Annotated in this window: 19 protein-coding genes; 7 read left to right on the top strand and 12 right to left on the bottom strand. The window is 69.8% G+C overall.

What is annotated here, in order from left to right; all coding sequences use genetic code 11:
* Positions 1 to 73: 73 nt before the first annotated feature.
* The 5 genes from fdxA to EV659_RS10720 all read right to left on the bottom strand — a co-directional run bounded on the left by fdxA (position 74) and on the right by EV659_RS10720 (position 6,256).
* On the bottom strand, positions 74 to 412 hold the full coding sequence (gene fdxA, locus EV659_RS10740) for a ferredoxin FdxA (RefSeq protein WP_132708888.1): 339 nt from the start codon (positions 410 to 412) through the stop codon (positions 74 to 76).
* Between the two features lie 126 nt (positions 413 to 538).
* Positions 539 to 1,888, bottom strand: a complete 1,350-nt coding sequence (gene glmU / locus EV659_RS10735) for a bifunctional UDP-N-acetylglucosamine diphosphorylase/glucosamine-1-phosphate N-acetyltransferase GlmU (protein WP_132708887.1) — start codon at positions 1,886 to 1,888, stop codon at positions 539 to 541.
* A gap of 63 nt (positions 1,889 to 1,951) precedes the next feature.
* The gene (locus EV659_RS10730) at positions 1,952 to 2,419 is read right to left on the bottom strand and encodes a tellurite resistance TerB family protein (RefSeq protein WP_132708886.1); all 468 of its coding nucleotides are present in this window, start codon (positions 2,417 to 2,419) and stop codon (positions 1,952 to 1,954) included.
* A 67-nt stretch (positions 2,420 to 2,486) separates the two neighbouring features.
* Positions 2,487 to 2,837, bottom strand: coding sequence for an RNA-binding S4 domain-containing protein (locus EV659_RS10725; protein WP_274600032.1), 351 nt, complete (start codon positions 2,835 to 2,837; stop codon positions 2,487 to 2,489).
* An 80-nt stretch (positions 2,838 to 2,917) separates the two neighbouring features.
* On the bottom strand, positions 2,918 to 6,256 hold the full coding sequence (locus EV659_RS10720) for a helicase-related protein (RefSeq protein WP_165878847.1): 3,339 nt from the start codon (positions 6,254 to 6,256) through the stop codon (positions 2,918 to 2,920).
* A gap of 207 nt (positions 6,257 to 6,463) precedes the next feature.
* On the opposite strand from EV659_RS10720, the gene EV659_RS10710 reads away from it, so the two are divergent.
* On the top strand, positions 6,464 to 6,988 hold the full coding sequence (locus EV659_RS10710; RefSeq protein WP_132708883.1) for a macro domain-containing protein: 525 nt from the start codon (positions 6,464 to 6,466) through the stop codon (positions 6,986 to 6,988).
* A 51-nt stretch (positions 6,989 to 7,039) separates the two neighbouring features.
* On the opposite strand, the gene EV659_RS10705 is transcribed toward EV659_RS10710, so the two are convergent.
* On the bottom strand, positions 7,040 to 7,459 hold the full coding sequence (locus EV659_RS10705; RefSeq protein WP_132708882.1) for a NifB/NifX family molybdenum-iron cluster-binding protein: 420 nt from the start codon (positions 7,457 to 7,459) through the stop codon (positions 7,040 to 7,042).
* A 463-nt stretch (positions 7,460 to 7,922) separates the two neighbouring features.
* On the opposite strand from EV659_RS10705, the gene rpmB reads away from it, so the two are divergent.
* Positions 7,923 to 8,219, top strand: a complete 297-nt coding sequence (rpmB, locus tag EV659_RS10700) for a 50S ribosomal protein L28 (RefSeq protein WP_132708881.1) — start codon at positions 7,923 to 7,925, stop codon at positions 8,217 to 8,219.
* A gap of 88 nt (positions 8,220 to 8,307) precedes the next feature.
* Here the strand turns inward: rpmB and EV659_RS10695 are convergent, their stop codons facing one another.
* Positions 8,308 to 9,363 (bottom strand): esterase-like activity of phytase family protein, encoded by a 1,056-nt coding sequence (locus EV659_RS10695; RefSeq protein WP_165878846.1) that lies wholly within the window; start codon positions 9,361 to 9,363, stop codon positions 8,308 to 8,310.
* Between the two features lie 416 nt (positions 9,364 to 9,779).
* On the opposite strand from EV659_RS10695, the gene EV659_RS10690 reads away from it, so the two are divergent.
* The gene (locus EV659_RS10690) at positions 9,780 to 10,670 is read left to right on the top strand and encodes a methyltransferase domain-containing protein (protein WP_132708879.1); all 891 of its coding nucleotides are present in this window, start codon (positions 9,780 to 9,782) and stop codon (positions 10,668 to 10,670) included.
* A gap of 20 nt (positions 10,671 to 10,690) precedes the next feature.
* On the opposite strand, the gene EV659_RS10685 is transcribed toward EV659_RS10690, so the two are convergent.
* The 3 genes from EV659_RS10685 to EV659_RS10675 form a co-directional block, all read right to left on the bottom strand.
* The gene (locus tag EV659_RS10685) at positions 10,691 to 11,137 is read right to left on the bottom strand and encodes a (deoxy)nucleoside triphosphate pyrophosphohydrolase (RefSeq protein ID WP_132708878.1); all 447 of its coding nucleotides are present in this window, start codon (positions 11,135 to 11,137) and stop codon (positions 10,691 to 10,693) included.
* Positions 11,138 to 11,305: 168 nt separating this feature from the next.
* Complete coding sequence (locus tag EV659_RS10680) at positions 11,306 to 11,518, bottom strand: hypothetical protein (RefSeq protein WP_132708877.1); 213 nt, start codon at positions 11,516 to 11,518, stop codon at positions 11,306 to 11,308.
* 168 nt (positions 11,519 to 11,686) lie between these two features.
* Positions 11,687 to 12,958 (bottom strand): adenosylmethionine--8-amino-7-oxononanoate transaminase, encoded by a 1,272-nt coding sequence (locus EV659_RS10675; RefSeq protein WP_132708876.1) that lies wholly within the window; start codon positions 12,956 to 12,958, stop codon positions 11,687 to 11,689.
* Positions 12,959 to 13,392: 434 nt separating this feature from the next.
* Between EV659_RS10675 and EV659_RS10670 the strand changes: the two genes are divergently transcribed.
* The 3 genes from EV659_RS10670 to EV659_RS10660 all read left to right on the top strand — a co-directional run bounded on the left by EV659_RS10670 (position 13,393) and on the right by EV659_RS10660 (position 16,510).
* The gene (locus tag EV659_RS10670; protein WP_132708875.1) at positions 13,393 to 14,526 is read left to right on the top strand and encodes a ZIP family transporter; all 1,134 of its coding nucleotides are present in this window, start codon (positions 13,393 to 13,395) and stop codon (positions 14,524 to 14,526) included.
* An 82-nt stretch (positions 14,527 to 14,608) separates the two neighbouring features.
* The gene (locus tag EV659_RS10665) at positions 14,609 to 15,376 is read left to right on the top strand and encodes an SDR family NAD(P)-dependent oxidoreductase (RefSeq protein WP_165878845.1); all 768 of its coding nucleotides are present in this window, start codon (positions 14,609 to 14,611) and stop codon (positions 15,374 to 15,376) included.
* Between the two features lie 45 nt (positions 15,377 to 15,421).
* On the top strand, positions 15,422 to 16,510 hold the full coding sequence (locus EV659_RS10660) for an AI-2E family transporter (RefSeq protein ID WP_132708873.1): 1,089 nt from the start codon (positions 15,422 to 15,424) through the stop codon (positions 16,508 to 16,510).
* A gap of 72 nt (positions 16,511 to 16,582) precedes the next feature.
* Here EV659_RS10660 and EV659_RS10655 read toward each other — a convergent pair whose 3' ends face one another.
* Together EV659_RS10655 and EV659_RS10650 are read right to left on the bottom strand one after the other, a co-directional pair.
* On the bottom strand, positions 16,583 to 18,751 hold the full coding sequence (locus EV659_RS10655; protein WP_132708872.1) for a TonB-dependent receptor: 2,169 nt from the start codon (positions 18,749 to 18,751) through the stop codon (positions 16,583 to 16,585).
* A gap of 230 nt (positions 18,752 to 18,981) precedes the next feature.
* Positions 18,982 to 19,422 (bottom strand): PAS domain-containing protein, encoded by a 441-nt coding sequence (locus tag EV659_RS10650; RefSeq protein WP_165878844.1) that lies wholly within the window; start codon positions 19,420 to 19,422, stop codon positions 18,982 to 18,984.
* A 326-nt stretch (positions 19,423 to 19,748) separates the two neighbouring features.
* Here EV659_RS10650 and EV659_RS10645 point away from each other — a divergent pair, with 326 nt between their 5' ends.
* Positions 19,749 to 22,172 carry a TonB-dependent receptor plug domain-containing protein gene (locus EV659_RS10645; protein WP_132708870.1) on the top strand — a complete coding sequence of 808 codons (2,424 nt, stop codon included), beginning with the start codon at positions 19,749 to 19,751 and terminating at the stop codon, positions 22,170 to 22,172.
* The last annotated feature ends 81 nt before the right edge of the window (positions 22,173 to 22,253 follow it).

Here is a 22,253-nt window from a genome sequence, read left to right as displayed (position 1 = left end):
CGAGCGCCCTTTGTGGGGCTTCCGGCCGGTGGCTTTGGAGAGCGGGGACGAGAGAGGGCGGGAGCGCCGGGGCTCAGGCGCTCTTCGGCGGCTCGGGCGAGAAGAACTTCTCGAACTTGTTTTCCACGTCCTTGAAGTCGTCGGCATCGGCCGGCGGCTCGCCCTTTTCGGTGATGTTGGGCCAGACCTCGGCATACTTCGCGTTGACCTCAAGCCACTTGGCCAGACCGTCCTCGGTATCGGGCAGAATCGCCTCGGCCGGGCATTCGGGCTCGCAGACGCCACAATCGATGCATTCGTCAGGATTGATCACGAGCATGTTGTCACCCTCGTAGAAACAATCCACGGGGCACACCTCAACGCAATCCATGTACTTACACTTGATACAGGCTTCGGTAACGACGTAGGTCATTGCAGCTTTACTCCGCGCTTTGTGCTGGTCCGGCAGTCGCGGCGGTCAGCCCGTCCGACCCCGGTTATGCCGAATAAACCGGACAAAATCAATCCTGTTTTGGCAGCCCGGCAGGTCCGGGTTCGATCATGCCCGCTGTTTCTTATCGCCCTGTTTGCGCCGCCGCAAGCGGGCCGCGCGCCCTTCGTGGTTGGTCTGTTGCCCGCGCGCCACGGCCAGGTCGCCCGCGCCCACATCGCGAGTGATGACGCTGCCCGCGCCGACGATGGCGCCGGCGCCCACCTGCACCGGTGCGACCAGCGCGCTGTTCGAGCCGATGAAGGCATCGGCGCCGATCACCGTGGCGTGTTTGGCAATGCCGTCATAATTGCAGGTGATCGTGCCCGCACCGATATTGGCGCCCGCGCCCACCTCGGCGTCGCCGATATAGCTCAGATGGTTGGCCTTGGCGCCGGGCCCGAGCATCGCTTTCTTGAGTTCGACGAAATTGCCGACCCGCGCGCCTTCGCCCAGATGGCTGCCAGGGCGCAACCGCGCGAACGGCCCCACCGTGGCGCCGCGCTCGACCGTCACGCCTTCCAGGTGACAGAACGCCTCCACCGTGACACCGTCGGCGATCCGCACGCCGGGGCCGAAGACCACCTGGGGGCCCACGGTGACGTCGCGGCCAAGCTCGGTGTCATGGGCGAAATAGACCGTCTCGGGCGCGATCAGGGTGGCACCCTCGGCCATGGCGCGGGCGCGCGCACGGGCCTGGAACACCCGCTCGACCAGCGCCAGGTCGGCGCGGCTGTTGACGCCCAGGACATCGTCGCTGGCCGCCTCGGCGACCCCGGCGGTCCAGCCCCTGGCCCGCGCCGCCGCCACCGTGTCGGTCAGATAGTATTCACCCGCCGCATTGTTCCGGTCGAGAGCGTCGAGCAGGGCGCCGAGGCGGGCGCCGTCGAACACCATGGCGCCCGAATTGCACAGGCCGATGGCGCGTTCGTCGGCGGTGGCGTCCTTCATCTCGACGATGCGGTCGAGGCTGCCGTCCGGGGCCAGCACCAGCCGGCCATAGCCGCCGGGATCGTCGGGCCGGAAGCCCAGCACCACCACCGCATGGTCGCCGGTGCGCCGCGCCGCCACCATCGCCTCAAGGGTCTGGGTGGGGATCAGCGGCGTGTCGCCGAACAGCACCAGCACGTCGCCGGCGAACCCGTCGAGCATGGGGGCCGCGGCCATCACCGCGTGGCCGGTGCCCTGCGGCGGGTCCTGTACGGCCACCTGCCAATCGGGCAACAGGCCCTCCAACTGCTCGCGCTTGTCGCCGACCACCAGCACCCGCCGCGCCGGCGCCAGCGGCGCCACGGCGGCGACCACATGGCCGACCATGGCCCGGCCGCCGACGGCGTGCAGCACCTTGTGGCGGTCGGATTTCATGCGCGTGCCCTTGCCCGCGGCTAGGATCACGGCGGCAACGGAAGATGAGGTCATGGACGAAAGCCCCGGCATGGGAGGAGACGAACGAGAAGGACCGAACCGGCCCGCCGGCCCGGATCAGTCGCGCCGCTCTGCGGCCAGCCGCGCCTCGACCCGCTTGCGCGCCGAGCCGCGATCCTGATCGGTGACATACAAGAGCCCACCGAGCCGGCGCAACAAATGGTCTTCGAAGGTGTCGACCACGCCGTCGGCCAACACCACTTCCCACAGCATTTCCATCAATTGAATCCGGCCGGCCTCGTCGAAGCCGTCCTTGATCGCCTTGGTGAAGCGCAGCAGGTGGTTGCTGTCGGCTTGACGCTGGCGGGCCGCGTCGACCAGCGCTTCGGCCTCGGCGGCGTCGAGCGAGAATCGGCTGCGCAGCCGCCGGGTCAGCGCGGCGCGCTCGGCGGCGTCGAACTGGCCGTCGGCGACCGCCGCCTCCACCAGCAGGGCCGCGGCGGCCAGTTGCAGATCGTCGAACGCCGGCTGGGCGTCGCCGGCCTTGTCGACCCGGTCCAACAATGTCTTGAGCTTGCTGAGCATGGCGTTGTGCGTCCTTGTCCGAGCCGCCTGCCCGCCGATCCCGCACGGCCGAACCGGCGGGGCGGGGTTACAACCCCTTCAGGCGGGCGATCTGGCGGCGTTGCTTCTTGGTCGGCGCGCCGGTGCCCTTGGGCCGCAGACCGTCGGGGGCCGGTTGAAACGCGGCCTTCGGCGGTGCCGGCGGCGACAGATCCTCATAAAGCGTGCGCGCCAGATCCGCCGGCCCCCGCCGCGCCGCCAGGGCCAGCACCCGCGCGACCACCACCCGGTCGTGCCAGGGAAAGGTCAGCACCGCGCCGGGGCGCACGGTCGCCGCCGACTTGGTCACCCGCCGGCCGTCGATGCGTACCCGGCCGCCCCGGCACAACGAGGCCGCCTGCGACCGGGTCTTGAAGAAGCGCGCATGGACCAGCCACAGGTCGAGCCGCTGCAGGGCGCCGGGATCGCTGTCGACGGCGATCTGCCCGGCACCCTTCGGCGGCTGGATCTCCGGGTCGGTCAGGACTTGCCCTCCATGCGGTCCTTCAACTCCTGGAGCTTGGCGAACGGCGAATCCGCATCCACCGTATCGGCTTTCTTCTGGCCGCCGGCGCTGAACACGCGCGGCGCGTTGGCGCCCTTGCGCTCGCCGTCGCGCGGCCTGCCGCCCTTGCCCTTGCGCGGCGGACCGCCCTTGTCGCCCCCGCGCGGACGCCCGCCCCGGTCGCCCCGATCGCCATCGCGGCCGCGGCCCGGGCCTTGCGCGCGTCCCCGGCCACCGGCCGGCGCCTCGGCGCCCGCAGCGGCGCCATCGCCCCGCGCCGCGCCGCCGCTCCGGCGGGGACCGTCATCGCCGGCGCCACGACCGCGCTCGGCGCGCCGGCGGCGGGGTTCCCACTTGAACAGATAGCGCTCGACCGGCGCCGCCGGCTTGGCCGCGCTGGGCGTCGCGCCGTCGGCCGAGGCCGGTTCGTCGGTCGCCGGGGCATCGGCCACCGTATCGGGGGCCGTGGGCTCAGCGGTCGCACCGGGCGCCTGGGCGGCGGCGTCGGTCGCCGTATCGGCGACCACGTCGGCCGTGCCATCGGGCGCGGCGGGCGAATTGTCGTTAGCCTCTGGGGCTTCGGGGGCGTCTGCGGCTTCGGGGGCTTCGGCGGCCTCCGCCGTCTCGGTGGGCGCCGCCCGCGTTTCGGGCGCCGGGTGCGTCCTGGCGTCGGAGACCGCGTCGGCGGTCACGTCAGGGGTCACCTCCGGCATCGCCTGTGCGGCCCCGTCGGCCGGTGCCGCGTTGGCCTGATCCGCCGGGGTGTCCGGCGCGGCCGTGGCGGCCTCGGGCGCCCCAGTCGGTGCCGTCGCCCGGGCTGCAGCCTGGGCCGCAGCCTCCGCTGCCTCGGCGGCCTCGCGTTCGGCGGCCACTTCTTCAGGCGTCAGGATCTTTTTCTCGTGGCCGTAGCCCAGAACCCGCATCACCTCGGCGAAGTCGTCGCCCGAGCAGCCGACCAGGCCCATGATCTCGGGGCTGACCTCGAACTGCTGGCTTTTCTGCCCCAACGGCCGGACCGCGTCGGCCAGGCGTTCGAGCATGTCGATGCGCACCGCATGGTCGCCGGCGACCCGGAAGCCGGCGATGCGATAGAAGGCACGCGGCGCCTGCGGGTCGATCGGGATCGTCACCAGCCCCGGCGTCGGCTGGGCGGGCAGGCTCTGCTTGCCTTCCCACAGCGCCCACAACATCAGCCGCAACTCGACCGCATGGGGTTTCAGCGTCGCGGTCTGGTAGAGGCTGGTGGCGCCGATGCGGATCGCGAAGCGGCGCAGGCCGCGCCGGTGTTCCTGGTCGATCTGGCGCAGATCGCCGGCCACATCCTCGCGGGTCAGCACGCCGAAGCTTTCCAGCAGCTTGAAGGCGACGCCGCGCGCCAGCCCTTCAAGCTTGACGCCATTGGCCTCGCTCGGCTCGGACAGCGCCAGTTCCTCGTCCACCTTGACCAGCGGTTCGAGCTTTTCGCGAATCCGGTCGTCGAGCCAGCCTTGCAGGCGGGCCAGGACCATCTGCGCTTCGCCACCCGACAACAGCGCGTCGTCGACCAGCGCCACCTGCGGCCCAAGTCGCGTACCGCCCTTCTCGACCCGGGCGATGGCCGCCCCCTGCCAGCGGATCACCGGCGCGTCGAAGCCGCCCGACACGTCGAGCGTGACGGTCTTGTAGCCGATATTGGTGAACAGCTTGGCCCGGCGGGTCAGTTCCGCCTTAACGGTCTTTTCGGCCGCCGACTGCAAGGTCTTGAAGTCGGCGCCCGCCGCGCTGGGGTCGGGGTGGAAGGTAAAGCCCTCCAAACGCCCGATCTTATGACCCTCCACGACGACGTCGTTATGATCGTCGATCGACACCGACAACTCCCCTTTCTGGCGCATTTCCCGCATCAGGACAGAGGTGCGCCGGTCGACGAAACGCTGGGTCAGCCGGTGATGCAGGGCATCGGACAATTTGTCCTCGATACCGCGCGTCACATGCGCCCAATGTCCCGCTTCGCTCAGCCAGCCGCGCCGGTGCGCCACATAGGTCCATGTGCGTATGCAGGCAATTCGAGCGGCCAACGTATCGAGATCGCCTTGAACATTGTCAAGGCGGGCGACCTGGGCCGCGAACCAGTCGTGCGGAATCACCCCCCGATCGGACGTCAAATCGAGAAAAAGCCGCTTGACCAGGTTGATGTGTTCGCCCGGCGACCACTTTCGGAAATCGGGCAGTTGGCAGACCTCCCACAGCAGACGCACCGCCGCCGGCGTGGTCGCCCGCGCCGCCACCGAGTCGTCGCCGGCCAACGCCTTGAGCGCGGTCAGGTCCATGGCCTCGGGCGCGCGGCGCAGGATCTGGATGTCGGACTTGGCCTCCAGGGTGGCGATCAGGCGCTGCGGGGTCTTGAAGTCCAATTGGGCGTTGCGCCAGCTCAACCGCTTGATCGGCGGGAAGCTGTGCTCTTCCACCTGGGCGACCACGGTGGGCTCGATCTCGCCGTCGTCGCTGCCGGCCACCGTGGTGAAGCTGCCGTCGCGCACATAGCGCCCGGCGCGCCCGGCGATCTGGCCGATCTCGGCCGCCGTCAGGTCGCGCATCTGGCGGCCGTCGAACTTGGTGGTACGGGCGAAGGCCACATGGTCGATGTCCATGTTGAGGCCCATGCCGATGGCATCGGTGGCGACCAGATAGTCCACCTCGCCCGACTGGTACATTTCCACCTGGGCGTTGCGGGTGCGCGGGCTCAAGGCGCCCATGACCACCGCCGCGCCGCCGCGCCCGCGCCGGACCAATTCGCCGAGCCCATAGACCGTCTCGGCCGAGAAGCCGACCACGGCGGTGCGCCGGGGCAGCCGGTGCAGCTTGCGCGGCTTGACGTAGATCAGGCTTGACAGGCGCTGGCGCGAGACGAATTCGATGCTCGGCAACAGCGCCTTCAACACGCCGCGCATGCTCTCCGAGCCCAGGAACAGCGTCTCGTCGCGGCCGCGCGCGCGCAAAAGACGGTCGGTGAAGATGTGGCCGCGCTGGTCGTCGGCGGCCAGTTGCACCTCATCGACGGCCAGGAACGCCACGTCCTTTTCCACCGGCATGGATTCGACCGTGCAGATCCAATAGGCGGGCCGGTCGGGGACGATCTTCTCCTCGCCGGTGATCAGCGCCACCCGCGTCGGGCCGCGCAACGCCACCACCTTGTCATAGATCTCGCGCGCCAAAAGCCGCAGCGGAAAGCCGATCATGCCCGACTCGTAGCCAAGCATGCGCTCCACCGCATAGTGGGTCTTGCCGGTGTTGGTAGGGCCGAGGACGGCGGCGAGCCGCCCGGTTTCTGCCATCATGATCGTCATGCCCAGCCGTGAAAGGGGCCGTCCGCGATCCCTACCCCAAGCAGGCGCACCGTGGCCAGGGCCATGGCTCCCGCCCGGCCGGTCGCGCCTTGGGGTGACCCGGGTTGGCAAACCGCCCCGCAATGTCGATCTGTGGGGCAGCGACCGTCCCGCCGGGCACGCGGCCCGGCCTCGTTACGACGACAAGGAGGCGCTCCCATGGTCGACCTGCGCGCCGAATGCGGCGACATCACGCACTATGCCACCGACGCCATCGTCAACGCCGCCAACCGCGACCTGGCGCCCGGCGGCGGCGTGTGCGGCGCCATCCACCGCGCCGCCGGGCCCGAACTGGCGCGCGCCGCCGAACCGCTCGGCGCCATCGACACCGGCGCAGCGCGGCTGACGCCGGGCTTCGACCTGCCGGCGGCGTTCGTAATCCATGCGGTGGGGCCGGTCTGGCAAGGCGGCACGGCGGACGAAGACCGCCTGCTGGCGCGCGCCTATGCCGCCAGCCTGGGCCTCGCCGCCGACCGCGGACTGGCCACCATCGCCTTCCCGGCGATCTCGTGCGGGGTCTTCGGCTATCCGGTGACGCGCGGCACCGCCGTGGCGGTCGGCGCGGTGCGCGCCTGGCTTGCCGGACCGGGCGCGACCGCGTCGGTGCAGCGGGTGGTGTTCGTCTGCGCCGACAAGGCGGTCAGGGCCGGCTTCGACGCCGCGCTGGCGGCGACCGACCGCTGACCGCTTTGGACGCGCACAGCCCAGCCCGTGCTGGGCGCATCGGCTTGGCCCTCAGTGGCCGCCGCAGCCGCAATTGCAGCCGCCATGGTCGTGATCATGGTCATGACCATGGCCCGGCGCGGCGGGGTCGCGGGCGTCGGCGGGCAACACCGGCCCATGGGCCAGATAGGCGCGCACCGCCGCCTCAGGATCGGTTTCACTGCTCAACGACACGGTGATGCCGCGCCGCGCCATGCGCCGGGCGAAGCCGGCACCGAACGAGCCCGACAGCACCACGTCGGCGGCGTCGATGGGATGGGGGGCTGCCTCCTGGTCCTTGATCGCGCCGAGCGCCATCTCTTTGGGCAGGTCGATGCGGTCGAGCGGCGCGAGCGCGCCATCCTCGCCCACCTCGAACATCAAGAACCGGCGGGTCTTGCCGGCATGGCCGGTGACGGTGCGGAAATTTTGCGACGTAACGGCAACTTTCATGGCGAACTTCCGTGTGACGAGACTCAACTGACAGAACGATATATCATACCACCGATCATATGGGAACGCGCCCCCAGACGGGTCAAGGTGGCCGCCCAAGGCGACCGGTGAAGGCAGCCGGGCAAAGCGGCGGACCCGGTGGCCGGGCGACCGCGCCGGCCGGACGGGGCACGCGCCGGGGTCAACTCACGCCGGGCCAGGCCATCGCGGCGCGCATCCCCGAGCTCCCCGCCCGAGACCCCAGAGACCCCAGAGACCCGGAGCCTTGGACCACGGCAGGACCCGCGCCATGGCCGGGGCAGGCTTGACGCCGGGGCGGCGGCGCTGTATGGACCTCGCCTTGATTTCAATCCGGTCTCTGGGCGCCTTGGGCGCGGCCTGCGCCGGGCACTGTTTCTTTGAGACTGTCCGGCCCGTTGAGACTGTCCGACCCTTTGAGACTGAGAGAATCGGGAAGCGAACCATGGCGCGTATGTGCGAACTGACCGGCAAGAAGCCCCTGGTGGGGATGAATGTGAGCCACTCACACATCCGCACCAAGCGGCGCTATCTGCCGAACCTGCAAAATGTCTCGTTCTGGAGCGATGTGCTCGGCCGCTCGGTGACCTTGAAGGTCTCGACCGCAGCGCTGCGCACCGTCGACCACAATGACGGGCTCGACAACTTCCTGCTGACCACCCCGGCGACCAAACTGGCGCCCAAGGCGGCCAAGCTGAAGAAGCAGATCGAAGCCAAGCACGCCGACACCGCGGCGGCCTGATCGCCGCCCACCCGTCGGTGACCGACCTTAAGAACCGGCCGCGCGGTCCTCGCGCGGCCGGTTTTTGTGTGTCCGCAAGGCCTGATGCTCAGCCGCCGTCGGCTGGCGCCGCACCGGCATCATCCAGCGTGAAGGCCAGCAACAGCGTGCGTTGCAGGGCGTTGAAATTGTCGTCGGCGATCAGATAGAGCCGCACGCCATCCCCATGCGGCGCCACGGCGATGCCTTCGATATTGTCCACGGTCATGCGCGGCCCGAGCGTTGCCAGGGGCTCGGGCGCGACGATGGCCGCCGACGCGAGCGCCCCGGCCGACAGCCGGGCGACCTGGATCGATACCCCGCTGAGCGGCGAGAAATGGCGCAAGCTCATCACCAGATCGCCGCCCGGCAGCCGGTCGAGCCCGGTGGGCCGGTGCTGGCCCTGGCGCGCGACCGCCACCGCCCGAGCGCTCCCGTCGCGATCCACCAGCCAGCCGCCATAGGCGCCGGTGTCGTCGCGCCGGCCCTCGGCGAGCGCCACGACGCGCCCGTCACCGAGCCCGCTGACCGCTTCGAGCCCGGCATTGGCGGCAAGGTCGCCGACCGCGTCGGGCAGCGGCCAGGGCTCGGGCCGGTGCGCCAAGGCGTCGGCCAGCGGCGCCCCCGGCCGGCGCGGATAGGCGAGCAACCGGTGATCCTGTTCGAACGCCACCACGAGCGCTGTGTCGGTGACCGCCAGCGATTCCGCGTCCGCCGCGCGCCCGGACAGCGCCTTGCCGTCGGCGCCGATCAGCGGCCGCAACGCCCCGGCCGCCTTCGCTCCCACAAGCCGGCCGTCGCGCCACCGGGGCGTCATGGCCAGCCAGCGCCCGCGATCGCTGAGCGCGATCAGGTCGCCCGTGGCGGGGTCGTGGGCCAGCGCGGAGAAGCCGCCGAAGCCCTCGGCCCGCGCGGTCAGCGCCAGCCCCCCGGCATAGGCCAGCCGCCCGACCCGGTGGACCTGGGGCGCGCGCGGGTCGAGCGGCACCGGCTGGACGGCGATCTCGACCGGCGCGCTCCCCGACGCCATCTCATCGGCCGCCCACAAGACGCCGAGCGCGCCGAAACTGGCCAGAACCACGGCGACGAGCGCCAGACGAAGCGAGGTGATCGGGACGAACGGCATGACCGGCAACTCCGCGAAAGCGTGATCGGCAGCCCCTTGCATACTGGCTGCGGGCCCGAAACGAAATCCCCGCCGGACCGGGCACCCGCCCCGACCGCCGCGGTGCCAGGGACGGGGGACGGGGGACGGGGGACGGGGGACGGGGGACGGGGGGACGGGGGAACGAGAACCGGGCGGCCCTGCCCCCCCCGAGCGCGGTCCGAGCCCCCTCCCGAGCGACGCCCCGGCACCGCCCGGGGCTTGCAGCGGCGGCGATTTGACCCCAAGTCTGCGCCGGGTGCGGCGCCGGCCGGCGCCCCCGCCCCTCCCCGACCCACAGGGTGATGCCCCATGCAGAGCTTTCGCGGCCTTCCCGTCCCGACCATCGGCGCCAAAATCGACCCCAGAATCGGCCACCGCGCACGCGGGGGCCGGCGATGACCGCACCGCCGCGCATTTTCGACCGCCAGGCGGTGCGCCGGCACCGCGACCGCGCCGCGCCCGGTTTTGCCGACGTGGACTTTCTGTTCGCCGCCGCCGCCGACGCCCTGCTGGAACGCCTTGGCGATGTCCGTCGCGACTTCGATGTGGCGCTCGACCTGAGCGCCGGGCGCAGCGGTCTGGCTGGCCGGCTACCGGCGCGCCACACCATCGCCGCCGACCTCAGCCCCGCGGCCCTGGCCCGCACCGGCCCCGGCACCCCGCGCCTGGCCGCCGACGAGGAATGGCTGCCGTTTGCCGAGGCAAGCCTGGACCTGGTGGTCAGCGTGCTGTCGCTGCACTGGGTCAACGACCTGCCCGGAAGCCTGATCCAGATCAACCGGGCGCTGAAGCCCGACCGGCTATTCTCCGCCGTGCTCATGGGCGGCGAGACGCTGCGCGAATTGCGCCACTGCCTGACCGAGGCCGAGGCCGAGCTGCGCGGCGGCGTCGCCCCGCGGATCTCGCCCATGGCCGACGTGCGCGACCTGGGCGGGCTGTTGCAGCGCGCGGGCTTCGCCATGCCGGTGGCCGATACCGAGCGGCTGACCGTGCGCTACGCCGACCCGGTGACGCTGCTGCGCGAATTGGGCGCCATGGGCGAAGGCAATGCCCTGGCCGACCGCGAGCGCTGCGCCTTGCGCCGCGACGTGCTGGCGCGCGCCGTCGAGCTTTATGGCGCGCGCTACGCCGGCGGCGACGGGCGGGTTCCGATGACCGTGGACCTGATCTTCCTCGCCGGCTGGTCGCCGGGGCCGGACCAGCCCAAGCCGCTGCAACCGGGCAGCGCCAAGCAGCGCCTGGCCGACGCGCTCGACACCCGCGAGGTCCGGGTGCCGCGCCGCTAGCGACGCCCGCGCCCCGCGCGTCAGGCGCCCAGGCGGTCGCGCAGGGCAGCAAGCAGCGGCGCGTCGGCCGGCGGCATGGGATAGCGCGCCAGATCGCGCGGCCGCGCCCAGGCCAGGTCGGCATGGTGCAGCGCGCGCACCGCGCCCTCCCAGCGATAGGCCAGATAAAGCGGCATCAACAGGTGAAAATCGTCATAGCTGTGCGAGGCGAAGCTGAGCGGCGTGAAACAGGCCGGCGCCACCTCGATGCCCAATTCCTCGGCCAGTTCGCGCGCCAGCGCGGCCTCGGGGATCTCGCCGGGCTCGACCTTGCCACCGGGAAACTCCCACAAGCCCGCCATCGCCTTGCCTTGCGGGCGCTCGGCGATCAGCACGCGGCCGTCGGCATCGACCAGGGCGGCGGCGGCCACCAACACCACGTCCAGGCGCCGCTCGGGCGCGATATGGGGATTGACGCAAACGCTCATGGGTCACCGGCTCCCGATCCAGGGCTGACGTCCGGGCGACCAGGCCCGGCTTCGCCCCGCTCTAGCCGAGCCCACACCGCCCGGCAAGCGCCGGCACCGGACATCGGCGGCGCCGAGACCACAAGCCCCATGCCCTGGCGGCAAGTCCTTATGGGCTGGCGGCGCCGGTCAGTCTGCCGCCAGGCCGTTGCCGCGCGCGACCCGCGACGCCGTCCGGTGCTTGTCGCACAAGGCGGCCCGGGTGCGCACCACCTCGTCGTGCATCGCCTCCAACTGGTCGCGATAGGGGGCTTGGGCCGCAGGCTGGTCCTCCAGGGCGGTCTCCAAAGCCACTTCCACCTGCTTGAGGAAGGCGTGGTAATCGGCTCGGTTCACACTCATGGACAGATCTCCGCGTTCGTCGAAGGGCGGCCATCGCAACGGCCTGTGCCCCTCGACGAAAGCAAGTTTTCTGCCAAACCGATTAACCCGAGAAAACCGGCGCCTTAGCCACCCGGCGAGAGCGGCCCCCATGGCAGCCCTTGCCGGGTCGGGGCGGGCTTGACCGGCCTAACCGGCGCGCAACTCGGCAATAATCGCCCCGGTCAGGCGCGACAGGTCGTCGGGTGCGATGGTCAGCGCCGGGGTCAGATAGACGATCGAGCCGAACGGCCGCACCCACACGCCGCGATCGATGAACCGGGCGCGCAGGCGTTCGGTGTCGGGCGGCGTATCCAGTTCGACCACCCCGATGGCGCCCAGGGTGCGCACGTCGCGCACGCCGGGCAGGTCGCGCGCCGGCGCCAGTTCGGCGGCCAGTTGCGCCTCGATGGCGGCGGCCTGGGCCAGCCGGTCCTCGGTCTCGAACAGGTCGAGCGAGGCATTGGCCGCGGCACAGCCGAGCGCGTGCGCCATGTAGGTGGGCCCGTGCATCAGCGCGTGCTCGGGATCGTCAGACCAGAAGCCCTCGAACACCCGCTCGGTGGCGACGCAGGCCGACAGCGGCGCCACACCGCCGGTGAGCGCCTTCGACAGGGTGACGATGTCGGGCACCACGCCGGCCTTCTCGCAGGCGAACAGCGCGCCGGTGCGGCCGAAGCCCACGAAGATCTCGTCGAAGATCAGCATCAGCCCGTGGGCGTCGGCCAGGTCGCGCAGAAAACGCAACAAGTCGGCGTCGTGGAAGCGCATGCCGCCGGCCCCCTGGACCAACGGCTCGATCAGGATCGCCGCCAGTTCGTGGCCGTGCGCCTCGACCAGGGCGGCCACATGGCCACGGCGTTCGCCGTCCACCGGCAGCGGGGCCACCACATGGCGCGGCAACAGCCCGGCGAAGCGGCTGTGCATGCCTTCTTCGGGGTCGCACACCGCCATGGTGGCGATGGTATCGCCGTGATAGCCACCCTCGAAGCACAGGATCTTGGACCGCTGCTCGCCCCGATTGAGCCGGTACTGCACGGCCATCTTCATCGCCACCTCGACGCTGACCGACCCCGATTCGGCGAAGAAGCAGCGGTTCAGGTCGCCCGGCAGCTTGGCCGCCAGTCGCCCGGCAAGGCGCGCGGCCGGCTCGTTCATCAGGCCGCCGAACATCACATGGGGCAGACGCGCCATCTGCTCGGCCATGGCGGTCAGAATATGGGGATGGTTGTAGCCGTGGGCGGCGGTCCACCAACTGGCGACACCGTCGACCAACCGACGCCCGTCGGCGAGCACGATCTCGCTGCCCCGGGTTGCCACCGCCGGCAAGGGCGGCGTCATGGTCTTCATCTGGGTATAGGGGAACCACAGATGATCGAGCCCGGTGCGCAGCCAGTCGGGCGTGTCGGACGGCGACCACATGATCCATCTCCTTATGGGTTGATAGCTTGATGGGTTGATAGCTCGGCGGCGGGGTGCGGGCGGCGCGTCCCGCGCTTTGGTCCCGGCCGGACCGGCGGCCCGAAGCGCTGGCCGACGCACTCGCCCACATGGCCCCCCCTGGACCCGGCTCATCAAGCACAGCCCACCCCCGCCTGTCACGCCCGCTGGCCGGGGGCTGCGACGACACCAGGCGGACCGGCGCCAAGGCGGGACGGCACGAAAGCGCCCAAGCACCGCCGGTGTTGGCGCCGTTCTGCCCGGCCCAAGGTCGCCAGCCCCGATCCGCCCGATCCGAACAATGCGACCGATCGGGCCAATCCGGTCGATCCGGCTGCCCCAGGGCTAGCCACGGCGCCGGGGGCTACTATATAACGTCCCGGAATTGTTCACGAAGCCCAAAGAGCGCAACGGTCATGGCATTCTATCTGGTACTGGCGGTTCTGGCGCTGTTGGCCGCCCCGCCCTTGTGGGCGGTGTCGCGCGGACGGCCGCGGCTGCGCGCCGGGCTCGACGCCCTGTCGCTGACCGCGCTGGCCGGGCTTCTGCTGCTGACCGTGCTGCCGCACACGGTGATGGAAGCCGGCGTGGCGGTGTTGCCGGCGCTGGTTGCCGGCCTCGCCCTGCCCAGTTGGGCCGAACACCGCTTCGCCCATGTGGAAGGCCGGCTGCACGGTGCCATTCTGGCGTTCGCAGCCCTGGCCATGGTGTTGCACGCCGGCGCGGATGGCATGGCGCTGAGCCTGGCCGGTCACGGCGACGGCGTGGTCGACACCCTGGCGGCGAGCGTGGTGCTGCACCGTCTGCCCACCGGGCTGGCGCTGTGGTGGCTGATCCGCCCGGCGTTCGGCCAAAGGATCGCCTGGGGCGTCCTGGTGGCGCTGGCCGCGGTGACCGTGCTCGGCGCCGGCTGGGGCACCGCCCTGCCGCTTCTGCACAGCCCGGTGCGCGCCTATTTCGAGGCCGCCATGGTCGGCATGTTGCTGCACGTGATGGTGCACCCGATCGAGGACCATGCCCACCACGCCCTGCCCGCGCCGCTGGCCGATTGCTGGGGCGCGCGGCTGGGCACGCTGGCCGGTCTGGGGCTGGTGGCGGCGCTGTCGCTGGTCCACGGGCCGGGCGAGGACGACGGCGCGCTGTGGTGGACGGCGGCCATGGTGGCACCCTTGCTGCTGGTCGCCTGCGCGGTGGCGGTGGCGCTCGACATGACCGAGCGCCGGCAGGGCGGCGACCGGCGCATGCTGTCGAGCCTGGACCGGGTGGCGCCGTGGCTGCTGGCATCGCTGGTGATGCTGAGCGTGTTGCCGGTGCAGGACTGGCGCTGGCTGGCCGCATTGCCGGCCGGCCCGGCGGTGCACTGGCCGGCGCTGGCGGTGCTGCTGGCGCTGATGACCGTGTCGCTGCTGCACCAGGGCATCCGCGGGTTTCTGCACCATCTGCTGCCGGGCGGCGGCCACAGCCACGCCCATGGGTCCGCCGCCGGCGATGGCCATCACCACGACCATGGCCGCGCCCCGGACGACCCCGACCACCCGCCCCATGGTTGAATGACCGACCCGCGGGGCGCTCGCCCCCCCTTGTGGCGGGTGCCCCCGCCGGTCTAAGCCCAGAGAGATGATGGACAAGGACATGACCGCCTTCGACGGCCAGGTGGCCATGGTCACCGGCGGGTCGTCGGGGCTTGGCGCTTGCCTGGTGGCCAAGCTGCGCGCCGCCGGGGCGCGGGTCTACCATTGCGGCCTGCCCGATCCGACCGATGGCGCGGCCGGCGCCGAGCCCGCCGGCGCCGAGCCCGCCGGCGATCCCGACTATGAACGCCTCGACGTGCGCGACGCGGCGGCGCTGGGGCGCTTCGTCGACCGGATCGCCGCCGCCCATGACGGCCGGCTCGACCTGGCGGTCAACGCCGCCGGGATCAGCCACGCCTCGGCCCGGGTCGCCGACCTGACCCCGGAGACCTTCGCGGCGGTGATGGCGACCAATGCCGGCGGCGTGTTCCACGCCCTGCACCACCAGGTGCGGGTGATGGCGCCGCGCGGCCGGGGCGCCATCGTCAATGTGGCGTCGATCCTGTCGCGACGCGGCGCGCCCTGGGTCGCGGCCTATGGCGCGTCGAAGCACGCCGTGGTCGGCCTGACCCAAAGCGCGGCGGCCGAATACGGACCCTTGGGGCTGCGCATCAACGCGGTATCGCCGGGCCCGATGGACACGCCCATGTTCCAGCGCGCCATGGCCGACATCGGCGACGATCTGTCCAAATATGCCGGCGGCCTGCCGGCGGGCGGCCCGGCCGATCCGGCCACGGTCGCGGAATTGATTCTGTTTGTCCTGTCGCCCGGCGGGGCATACTTAAACGGGGCCAATCTGATCGCCGACGGCGGCACCACCGCCGCCTGAGCGACCCCTGGCCTGCCAACCCAGCGGCTTAGTGAGGAAGCGTTCATGCGCCCGGTACACAGTTGGATCAAACAGACCCTCGACGACCCGCAGGTGCTGCTGGTCCTGGTCCTCCTGACCCTCGGCCTGGCGTTCGTCACCCTGGTGCCGGCGGTCTCGGCGCCGGTGATCAGCGCGGTGGTCGTGGCGTTCATCCTCGACGGGCCCAATCGCGGCCTGCGCCGCCTGGGCGTGCCGCACCCCTGGTCGGCGGTGATCACCTATGTGCTGTTCATCGCCTTTACCGCCGCGTTGATCGGGCTGGCGGTGCCGGCCTTGACCCGCCAAGTGGTCACCTTCGCCGAGCAACTGCCGGGCATGGTGGGCGAGGTCAACCGGGTGCTGACCACCCTGCCCGAAGCCTATCCCAAACTGATCGGCGAGGACCAACTGGCCGTGATCACCGGCGAGATCAACGCCGCGACCACCAACCTGGTGCGCGGGCTGGTGACCTTTTCGCTGGCCAGCGCGGTCGACCTGATCTCCACCGCCGTCTACATGATCCTGACGCTGGTGATGGTGTTCTTCCTGCTCAAAGACCGGCGGCTGATCCTCGACTGGATCGCCGGCTTCATGCCCGACCACCGCCCCATGGCCGACCGCATCTGGCGCGAATTCGTCGCCCGGGCCGGCGATTACGCCCGCGGCAAGGTCTATGAGATCGTCATCGTGGCGGCGGCGGCTTGGGTGACCTTCCTGGCCATCGGGCTCGATTTCGCCGCGCTGTTGGCGGTGATGACCGGGCTGTCGGTGATCATCCCGTTCATCGGCGCGGCGGTGGTGACGCTGCCGGTGGCGCTGGTGGCGTTCTTCCAGTGGGGCTTGAGCTTCGATTTCGCGCTCGCCGTCGGCGCCTATCTGTTGCTCCAAGGGGTCGACGGCAATGTGCTGGTGCCGCTGCTGTTCTCCGAGGTGGTCAAGCTGCACCCGCTGGCGGTGATCGTGGCGATCCTGTTCTTCGGCGGCATCTGGGGGGTCGGCGGGCTGTTCTTCGCGGTACCGCTGGCGACGCTGGCCAAGGCGGTCATGGACGCCTGGCCCGCCGGCGCATCGAGCACCGACGCGGCCGACCAATCGCTGGACCCGGCGGCCTGAGCCCTTAAGGGCTGAGCCAGACCGCCGGATCGTCGACCCAAAAGCCGGCCTAGAAGCCGACCCGGGCGCCGGTCAGAACGCCGCTTGGAGCGCGATGCGGAAATCGCGGCCGCGCGCCGGCACGAAGTCCCGCAGCGGCGACGAGGCGTAGCGCACCGTCTCGTTGGTCAGGTTGCGCGCCTGCAGCGCCAGCGTGGTGTCTTCGCGCCCGAACAGGTGGAAGCGCAGCATGGTGTTGACCAGGAAATAGCTGTCGGTGGGGAAGGTCAGCGGCCCGCCGAACACCCGGTCCTGGTCATCCGCCCATTCGATATCGACGCGGAAATCGTAAAGCGGCGCGTGATAGTCGACGCCGGCATGGAGGGTCAGCGGCGGGATCAGCGGCACCGGGCGGTCGAGATCGGTGAACTCGGCGCGCACATAGTCCAGCCCCAGATCCACGTCCACCGAGCGCATGCCGCGCTGCCACAGCGCATAGCCCGCGTCCACCTCGAAGCCCATGAAACGGGCGTCCTGGTTGATGAACCGGGCCTCGGGCAAGCCTTCGACCACGTCGCCGGTGAACACGAAGCCGATGAAGTCCTTGTAGCTGGTGTAGAACAGATTGACCGCGCCGGTCAGCGGCCCGCCGCGCGTCCTCAGCGATGCCTCGACGCCGCGCGCCACCTCCTTGTCCAGGTCGGGGTTGCCGCGTTCGAAGCTGAAGGCGGCCTTGTGCGGCCCGTTGGAGAACAACTCCTCGGGATTGGGCGCGCGTTCGCTGCGATAGGCGTTGAGCGACACCGCCAGCCGGTCGGTCAGGTCGTAAGACGCCGCCGCCGAGACGCTGGCGGTGGTGAAGTCGCGGGTGATCGCCGGCTGGGTGGCCGGGTCGTCGGTCTCATTGTCCTGGATCTCGACCCGCACGCCGCCGTCGAGGGTCAGCCGCCCCAGATCGAGCGTTTCGACCGCGAAAAGACCGGCCTGGAACTGGTCGTTGGAGGGAATGAACTCGGCGCCGGTGAAGTTGCGGTTGCGGAACTGCACCCCGACCACGCCGTCGAGCGCGCCGAGCGGCGCCTGCACCAGTTCAAGCCGGCCTTCCCAACCGTCGTTGAGGAAGATCGCCTCGACCTCGTCGCCCTCGATCTCGGCCTGGTCATAGTCGGCCCAGCCGAAGCGCAGCCGAACCGTGTCGAGCAGGCCCCAGTCGACGCGCACGTCGCCGGCCACGTCGACGCGCAGTTGGTCAAGCTCGATGCGCACCGCACCGTGCTCGCCCTCATGGTCGTGATCATGGTCGTGATCGTGGTCATCGTCATGATCATGATCATGATCATCGTCATGGTCGTGGTCGTCATCCTCGCCGCCGAACGCGACCTCAATGCCGTGGACGTCGGCGCCGATGCCATAGTCGTTTTCCAGATAGCCCACCGAGACGCCGAAGAAGCCCCAATCGTCGACCCAGGACACGCCGCCATTGACGCCATAGTTGCGTTGGTCGCTGTCGGGCACCCGGTCGCGCGGCTCCTCTTCGCCCTCATGGAGCGGCAAGGCGGCCTGCAACGCGTCCGAGCGCGCCGCGCCCGGCACCTTGATATCGTTGGTGTCGCGCCAGAAGCCGTCCACATGCAACGCCAGATTGGGCGTCACGCCGAGGGTGGCACCGCCTGAGACCAACACCTCGTCGGCGTTCGAGCCCCACAGCCCCATGACCCGACCGTCGAGCCGGTCTTCGGGCACCTCGGTGGGAATGCGCCCATCGAACACGTTGACCACGCCACCGATGGCGTTGTTGCCATAGATCAGCGTCGCCGGTCCGCGGATCACCTCGACCCGCTCGGCGTTCGACAGGTCGAGCGCCACCGCGTGGTCGGCCGAGGTGGTCGACGCGTCGATGCTGCCGACGCCGTTGATCAACACGCGCAGCCGGTCGCCGCCGAGGCCACGGATCACCGGCCGGCTGGCGGCCGGGCCGAAATAGGTCTGCGACACACCGGGCAGGTCGTCGAGCGTGTCGCCGATGGTGGCGTTGAGCTCGCGCGACAAGGCCTCGCCGGTCAGCACCGACAGACCCTGGGTGGCCTGAAACCCGCTGCGCCGCAACGGATCGCTGGTGATCACCAACTCCTCAATGGCGCGCGCGTGATGGTCGCTGGATTGGCCGGGACGGGAGACCTCGGCCGGCGGCGACATGGTCTGGGCGGCGGCGGGCAAACCGACGGCCAAGGCAACCAGGGCCGTGGCGGTGGCACGGGGCATGAACTGTCCTCCCTTACTTTTTTGACGAAAACGGTAAGTGACAGCTATGTTATACTATATCAATCTGTCAAGCGACTGATGCCCGGCCGCTCCTGGTGCGCGGTGGTGCGATGTCGAGCGTGTTTCGCGCCGGAATGATCAGCCGTTGGTGACCGATCCGGCCGTCGGCACAGGCCCGCATAGTGGGTGGATCGGAAGCGGCTCTTGCGCTCGGCCGGGGGCCGCCGACCTCAGCGCGAAAAGCTGCTTGCGAAGTGCACGTGGCCGATCAAAATCGCCACGCGGCCGCTTTCGTCGGCCAGCGGCACGACCACGCTCGAATGGGTCAGGTAGCCCTTGCCCAGAACCGACAGGGGCTGATCGCAGCACAGATAGGGCGATCTATGCTCGACGGCCCAGCAACAACGATCCACGAGCGGCTTGGCGGCGGGCAGATCCACCAGCGCGTGGCCGGTGGGGTCCCATCCAAGCGCCCGGGCGATCCCGGTTCCGGCAAGCCGAAAGCGCAGTGCGCCGCCCGCCTCCGGCACTGTCACAAGGCAGATGCCGGACAGATATCGCCCCAAAATCGTCGGCGAGAAATCCGCCCGCGTGGGAAGCGAGGTTCCGCGGCGCGCCTCACACCACCATTGAAAAACGATCCGCCCACCGGGCCACGCGATATCGTCCAACGAAAAGTCCGTACGCATGGCGGACAAACCGCCGTCCAACTCATCGTCTTGGCGGAAAACACCTAGCGTCGATCGACCCATAACTTCGTTCACTACGCCCTCAAAGGCCAAGACGTCCCAGGATATTACTCATGTCATACGTCGATTGGCGCGGTAGGTCGAGAGCGACCTTGGTCGGATCGGCCCCAAAACACCGGCTCAATGCGCCGCGTCACGCAACTGCAACCATCGCTTAATCAGATAATCATCGTTCCGTCATCGGCCTGACCCGCATGGCCCCGAGACAAGCGGCTTCCGACCAAAATTAAAAAGACTCGGGGGAAACGATGACACGCCATTTCTTCAGGGCGAGTGCCGCCGCGGCCGCGCTTCTGACCGGCCTCGCCGCCCAAGCCCAACCGATCGACGATCTGCCCGAAACCCGCCGCGCCGAAGCGGTCGAGGAAATCATCATCCTGGCCCCGGTGACGACGCGCAACCGCACCGAGGGGATCAACCCCGAACTGGTCTACGGCCAGGAATTTTTCCAGCGCTTCGAGCCCTTGTCGGTGGGCGACGCGCTCAAGCGGGTGCCCGGCGTCTCGTTCACCACCGATGTGGGCGAGTTTGACGATCCGGGCCTGCGCGGCCTGGCCAACGGCTTCACCCAGATCCTGATCAACGGCCGGCCGATCCCGTCGGCGGGCGGCGGCGACGGCACCGCACGCAGCGTGTTCGTCGACCGTATCCCCGCCGAACTGGTCGACCGCATCGAGGTGATCCGCAGCCCAAGCGCCGATATCGACGCCCAGGGGGTCGCCGGCACGATCAACATCATCCTCAAGGACGGCGCCAACCTGCCCGACGGCGGCTATGTGCGCGGCGGTGCGATCTATTACCGCCCGACCGTCGACGGCGACGATGGCACCATCCGCGGGCTCGGCGCGGTCGGCTATGCGGGCTCGGCGCTCGACGATAAGCTGAACTTCTCGGTCAACCTCAACGCCCAGCAGCGCTTCAACCAGAAATTCTCCATCCAGGAGGAATTCGACCCCGAAAAGCGGGCCAATGTGGGCGCCGCGCGCGACGCCTTGGCCTTCGACGCCGCCGACAGCCTGGTCGGCGACGGCGAGGTGCGCGCGATCCAAAGCGACGTGCGCGAGAATTTCGACATCGCGGTCAATGCCGACATCGCCTATCGCTTCGACGCCGGCCACGATCTGAGCCTGCGCGGTTTCTACATCAACACCGACCGCACCGAGCGCGAGGACGGCCTGGTGTTCGAGGACGCGCCCGACAATCTGGTCGAGATCGGCGCCCAGGACACCCAGTTCGATCAGGAGAACTTCGGCCTCGACGCGCGCTACACGCACCGGCTCGGCGACGCCACCGACCTGTTCCTGCGCGCCGCCTATACCAAGTTCGACAATCTGCAAACCGAAACCGACCTGGAAGCCGAACCGGACGACCTGGGCGGCGCGCTGCCCGACGAGGCCGGCTTCCGCACCCGATACTCGGTCGCCGACCTGCCCCTGCCCGGCGACGAACAGGAAATCTTCGACATCGAAGACGCCGAATGGCAGCTCGAAGCCTCCGCCGAGCGGCGCCTGACCGGCCTCGCCCAGCGCCTCGGCCTCGCCGACCTGGCCGCCAAGGCGGGCTTCCAGGCGCGGCTGAAGGACCGCAACAGTTCGCTCCAGGTGTTCGGCTTCGACGACGGCCAGGTGGACCTGAGCGACCCGACGCCTTCGGACCTGGGCGGCGTGTTCGACGTCACCGAAAACCGCTATGACAGCTTCGTCATGGTCACCTGGCAGCTCACCGACCGGCTGGAGTTGGAAACCGGCGCGCGCTTCGAGGTCACGCGCACGACCCTCGACGGCATCGCCGACGGCGCGCCGCGCTCGGCCCAAACCAACGACTTCAACGCCAACCCCTCGGCGCACCTGCGCTATACCATCAACGACTGGGCGAGCGCCCGGCTGAGCTACGCCCAGACCGTGCGGCGGCCGGAGTTCAACCAACGCGTGCCGTTCTCGCTCGACGACCAGCCCGACGATCTGGATGTCACCACCGGCAACCCCGACCTGGAGATCGAGACCTCGGACGGCGTCGACGCGGGGCTGGAATTCTCCCTGCCCGGACGCGGCGTGATGGGCGTCAACGGCTTCTACCGCCGGGTCGACAATGTGATCCAGTTGGTCAATCTGGGCCCCACCGGCGAGACCGAGATCGACGATGGCGACGTGATCGTCGGCGACGCCTTCCGCTTCGACAATGTGGGCACGGCCGACGTCTGGGGGGTCGAATTCGACCTGTCGACGCCGCTCGGCTTCATCGGCCTGCCCGACACCGGCCTGTTCGCCAACTACACCTATCTGCGCTCTGAACTGGACAACACCTTCACCCAGAGCAAGGTGCAGTTGAACGGCCAGCCGGACTATGTGTTCAATGTGGGCGGCACCCACAGCGTGCCGGCCTGGGGCTTGAGCTTTGGCGCCAGCTATCAGCGCCAGGGCGACGCCTTCAGCTATTTCCGCGACGAAATCCAGCGCTCGACCGTGTCGGGCAATCTGGAGGCGTTCGTGGAAAAACGCCTGCTGCCCGGGGTCATCCTGCGGCTGAGCGCCAATAATATCCTGGACGCCGAAACCATCGAGTCGGAGGAGAATTTCGACGGCCCGATCACCGGCGGCCAGCGCGACAATTACGAAATCGAACGCGAGGAAGCCCAGCGCCGCATCCAGTTGACCCTGCGCGCGGTGTTCTGAGCCCGCTGCGGCGGACCCGCGCCGGACGGCACCCGGCCCTGCAGGCTCGCCCCCCTGTCCCTGGCCTTTGGCCAGCGCGCC

The sequence above is a fragment of the Rhodothalassium salexigens DSM 2132 genome, from assembly GCF_004341375.1.
Classification (GTDB): Bacteria; Pseudomonadota; Alphaproteobacteria; order Sphingomonadales; family Rhodothalassiaceae; genus Rhodothalassium; species Rhodothalassium salexigens.
This window is presented reverse-complemented; position numbering and strand designations above follow the sequence as displayed.

Bases quoted from the DNA above. Each gene is read 5' to 3' on its own strand.
- EV659_RS10695 (WP_165878846.1), bottom strand. From the start codon at position 9,363: ATGCCGTTCGTCCCGATCACCTCGCTTCGTCTGGCGCTCGTCGCCGTG.
- EV659_RS10675 (WP_132708876.1), bottom strand. From the start codon at position 12,958: ATGTGGTCGCCGTCCGACACGCCCGACTGGCTGCGCACCGGGCTCGAT.
- glmU (WP_132708887.1), bottom strand. From the start codon at position 1,888: ATGACCTCATCTTCCGTTGCCGCCGTGATCCTAGCCGCGGGCAAGGGC.
- EV659_RS10690 (WP_132708879.1), top strand. From the start codon at position 9,780: ATGACCGCACCGCCGCGCATTTTCGACCGCCAGGCGGTGCGCCGGCAC.
- EV659_RS10655 (WP_132708872.1), bottom strand. From the start codon at position 18,751: ATGCCCCGTGCCACCGCCACGGCCCTGGTTGCCTTGGCCGTCGGTTTG.
- EV659_RS10685 (WP_132708878.1), bottom strand. From the start codon at position 11,137: ATGAGCGTTTGCGTCAATCCCCATATCGCGCCCGAGCGGCGCCTGGAC.
- rpmB (WP_132708881.1), top strand. From the start codon at position 7,923: ATGGCGCGTATGTGCGAACTGACCGGCAAGAAGCCCCTGGTGGGGATG.
- EV659_RS10705 (WP_132708882.1), bottom strand. From the start codon at position 7,459: ATGAAAGTTGCCGTTACGTCGCAAAATTTCCGCACCGTCACCGGCCAT.
- EV659_RS10660 (WP_132708873.1), top strand. From the start codon at position 15,422: ATGCGCCCGGTACACAGTTGGATCAAACAGACCCTCGACGACCCGCAG.
- EV659_RS10680 (WP_132708877.1), bottom strand. From the start codon at position 11,518: ATGAGTGTGAACCGAGCCGATTACCACGCCTTCCTCAAGCAGGTGGAA.
- EV659_RS10670 (WP_132708875.1), top strand. From the start codon at position 13,393: ATGGCATTCTATCTGGTACTGGCGGTTCTGGCGCTGTTGGCCGCCCCG.
- EV659_RS10720 (WP_165878847.1), bottom strand. From the start codon at position 6,256: ATGATGGCAGAAACCGGGCGGCTCGCCGCCGTCCTCGGCCCTACCAAC.
- fdxA (WP_132708888.1), bottom strand. From the start codon at position 412: ATGACCTACGTCGTTACCGAAGCCTGTATCAAGTGTAAGTACATGGAT.
- EV659_RS10665 (WP_165878845.1), top strand. From the start codon at position 14,609: ATGACCGCCTTCGACGGCCAGGTGGCCATGGTCACCGGCGGGTCGTCG.
- EV659_RS10730 (WP_132708886.1), bottom strand. From the start codon at position 2,419: ATGCTCAGCAAGCTCAAGACATTGTTGGACCGGGTCGACAAGGCCGGC.
- EV659_RS10710 (WP_132708883.1), top strand. From the start codon at position 6,464: ATGGTCGACCTGCGCGCCGAATGCGGCGACATCACGCACTATGCCACC.
- EV659_RS10645 (WP_132708870.1), top strand. From the start codon at position 19,749: ATGACACGCCATTTCTTCAGGGCGAGTGCCGCCGCGGCCGCGCTTCTG.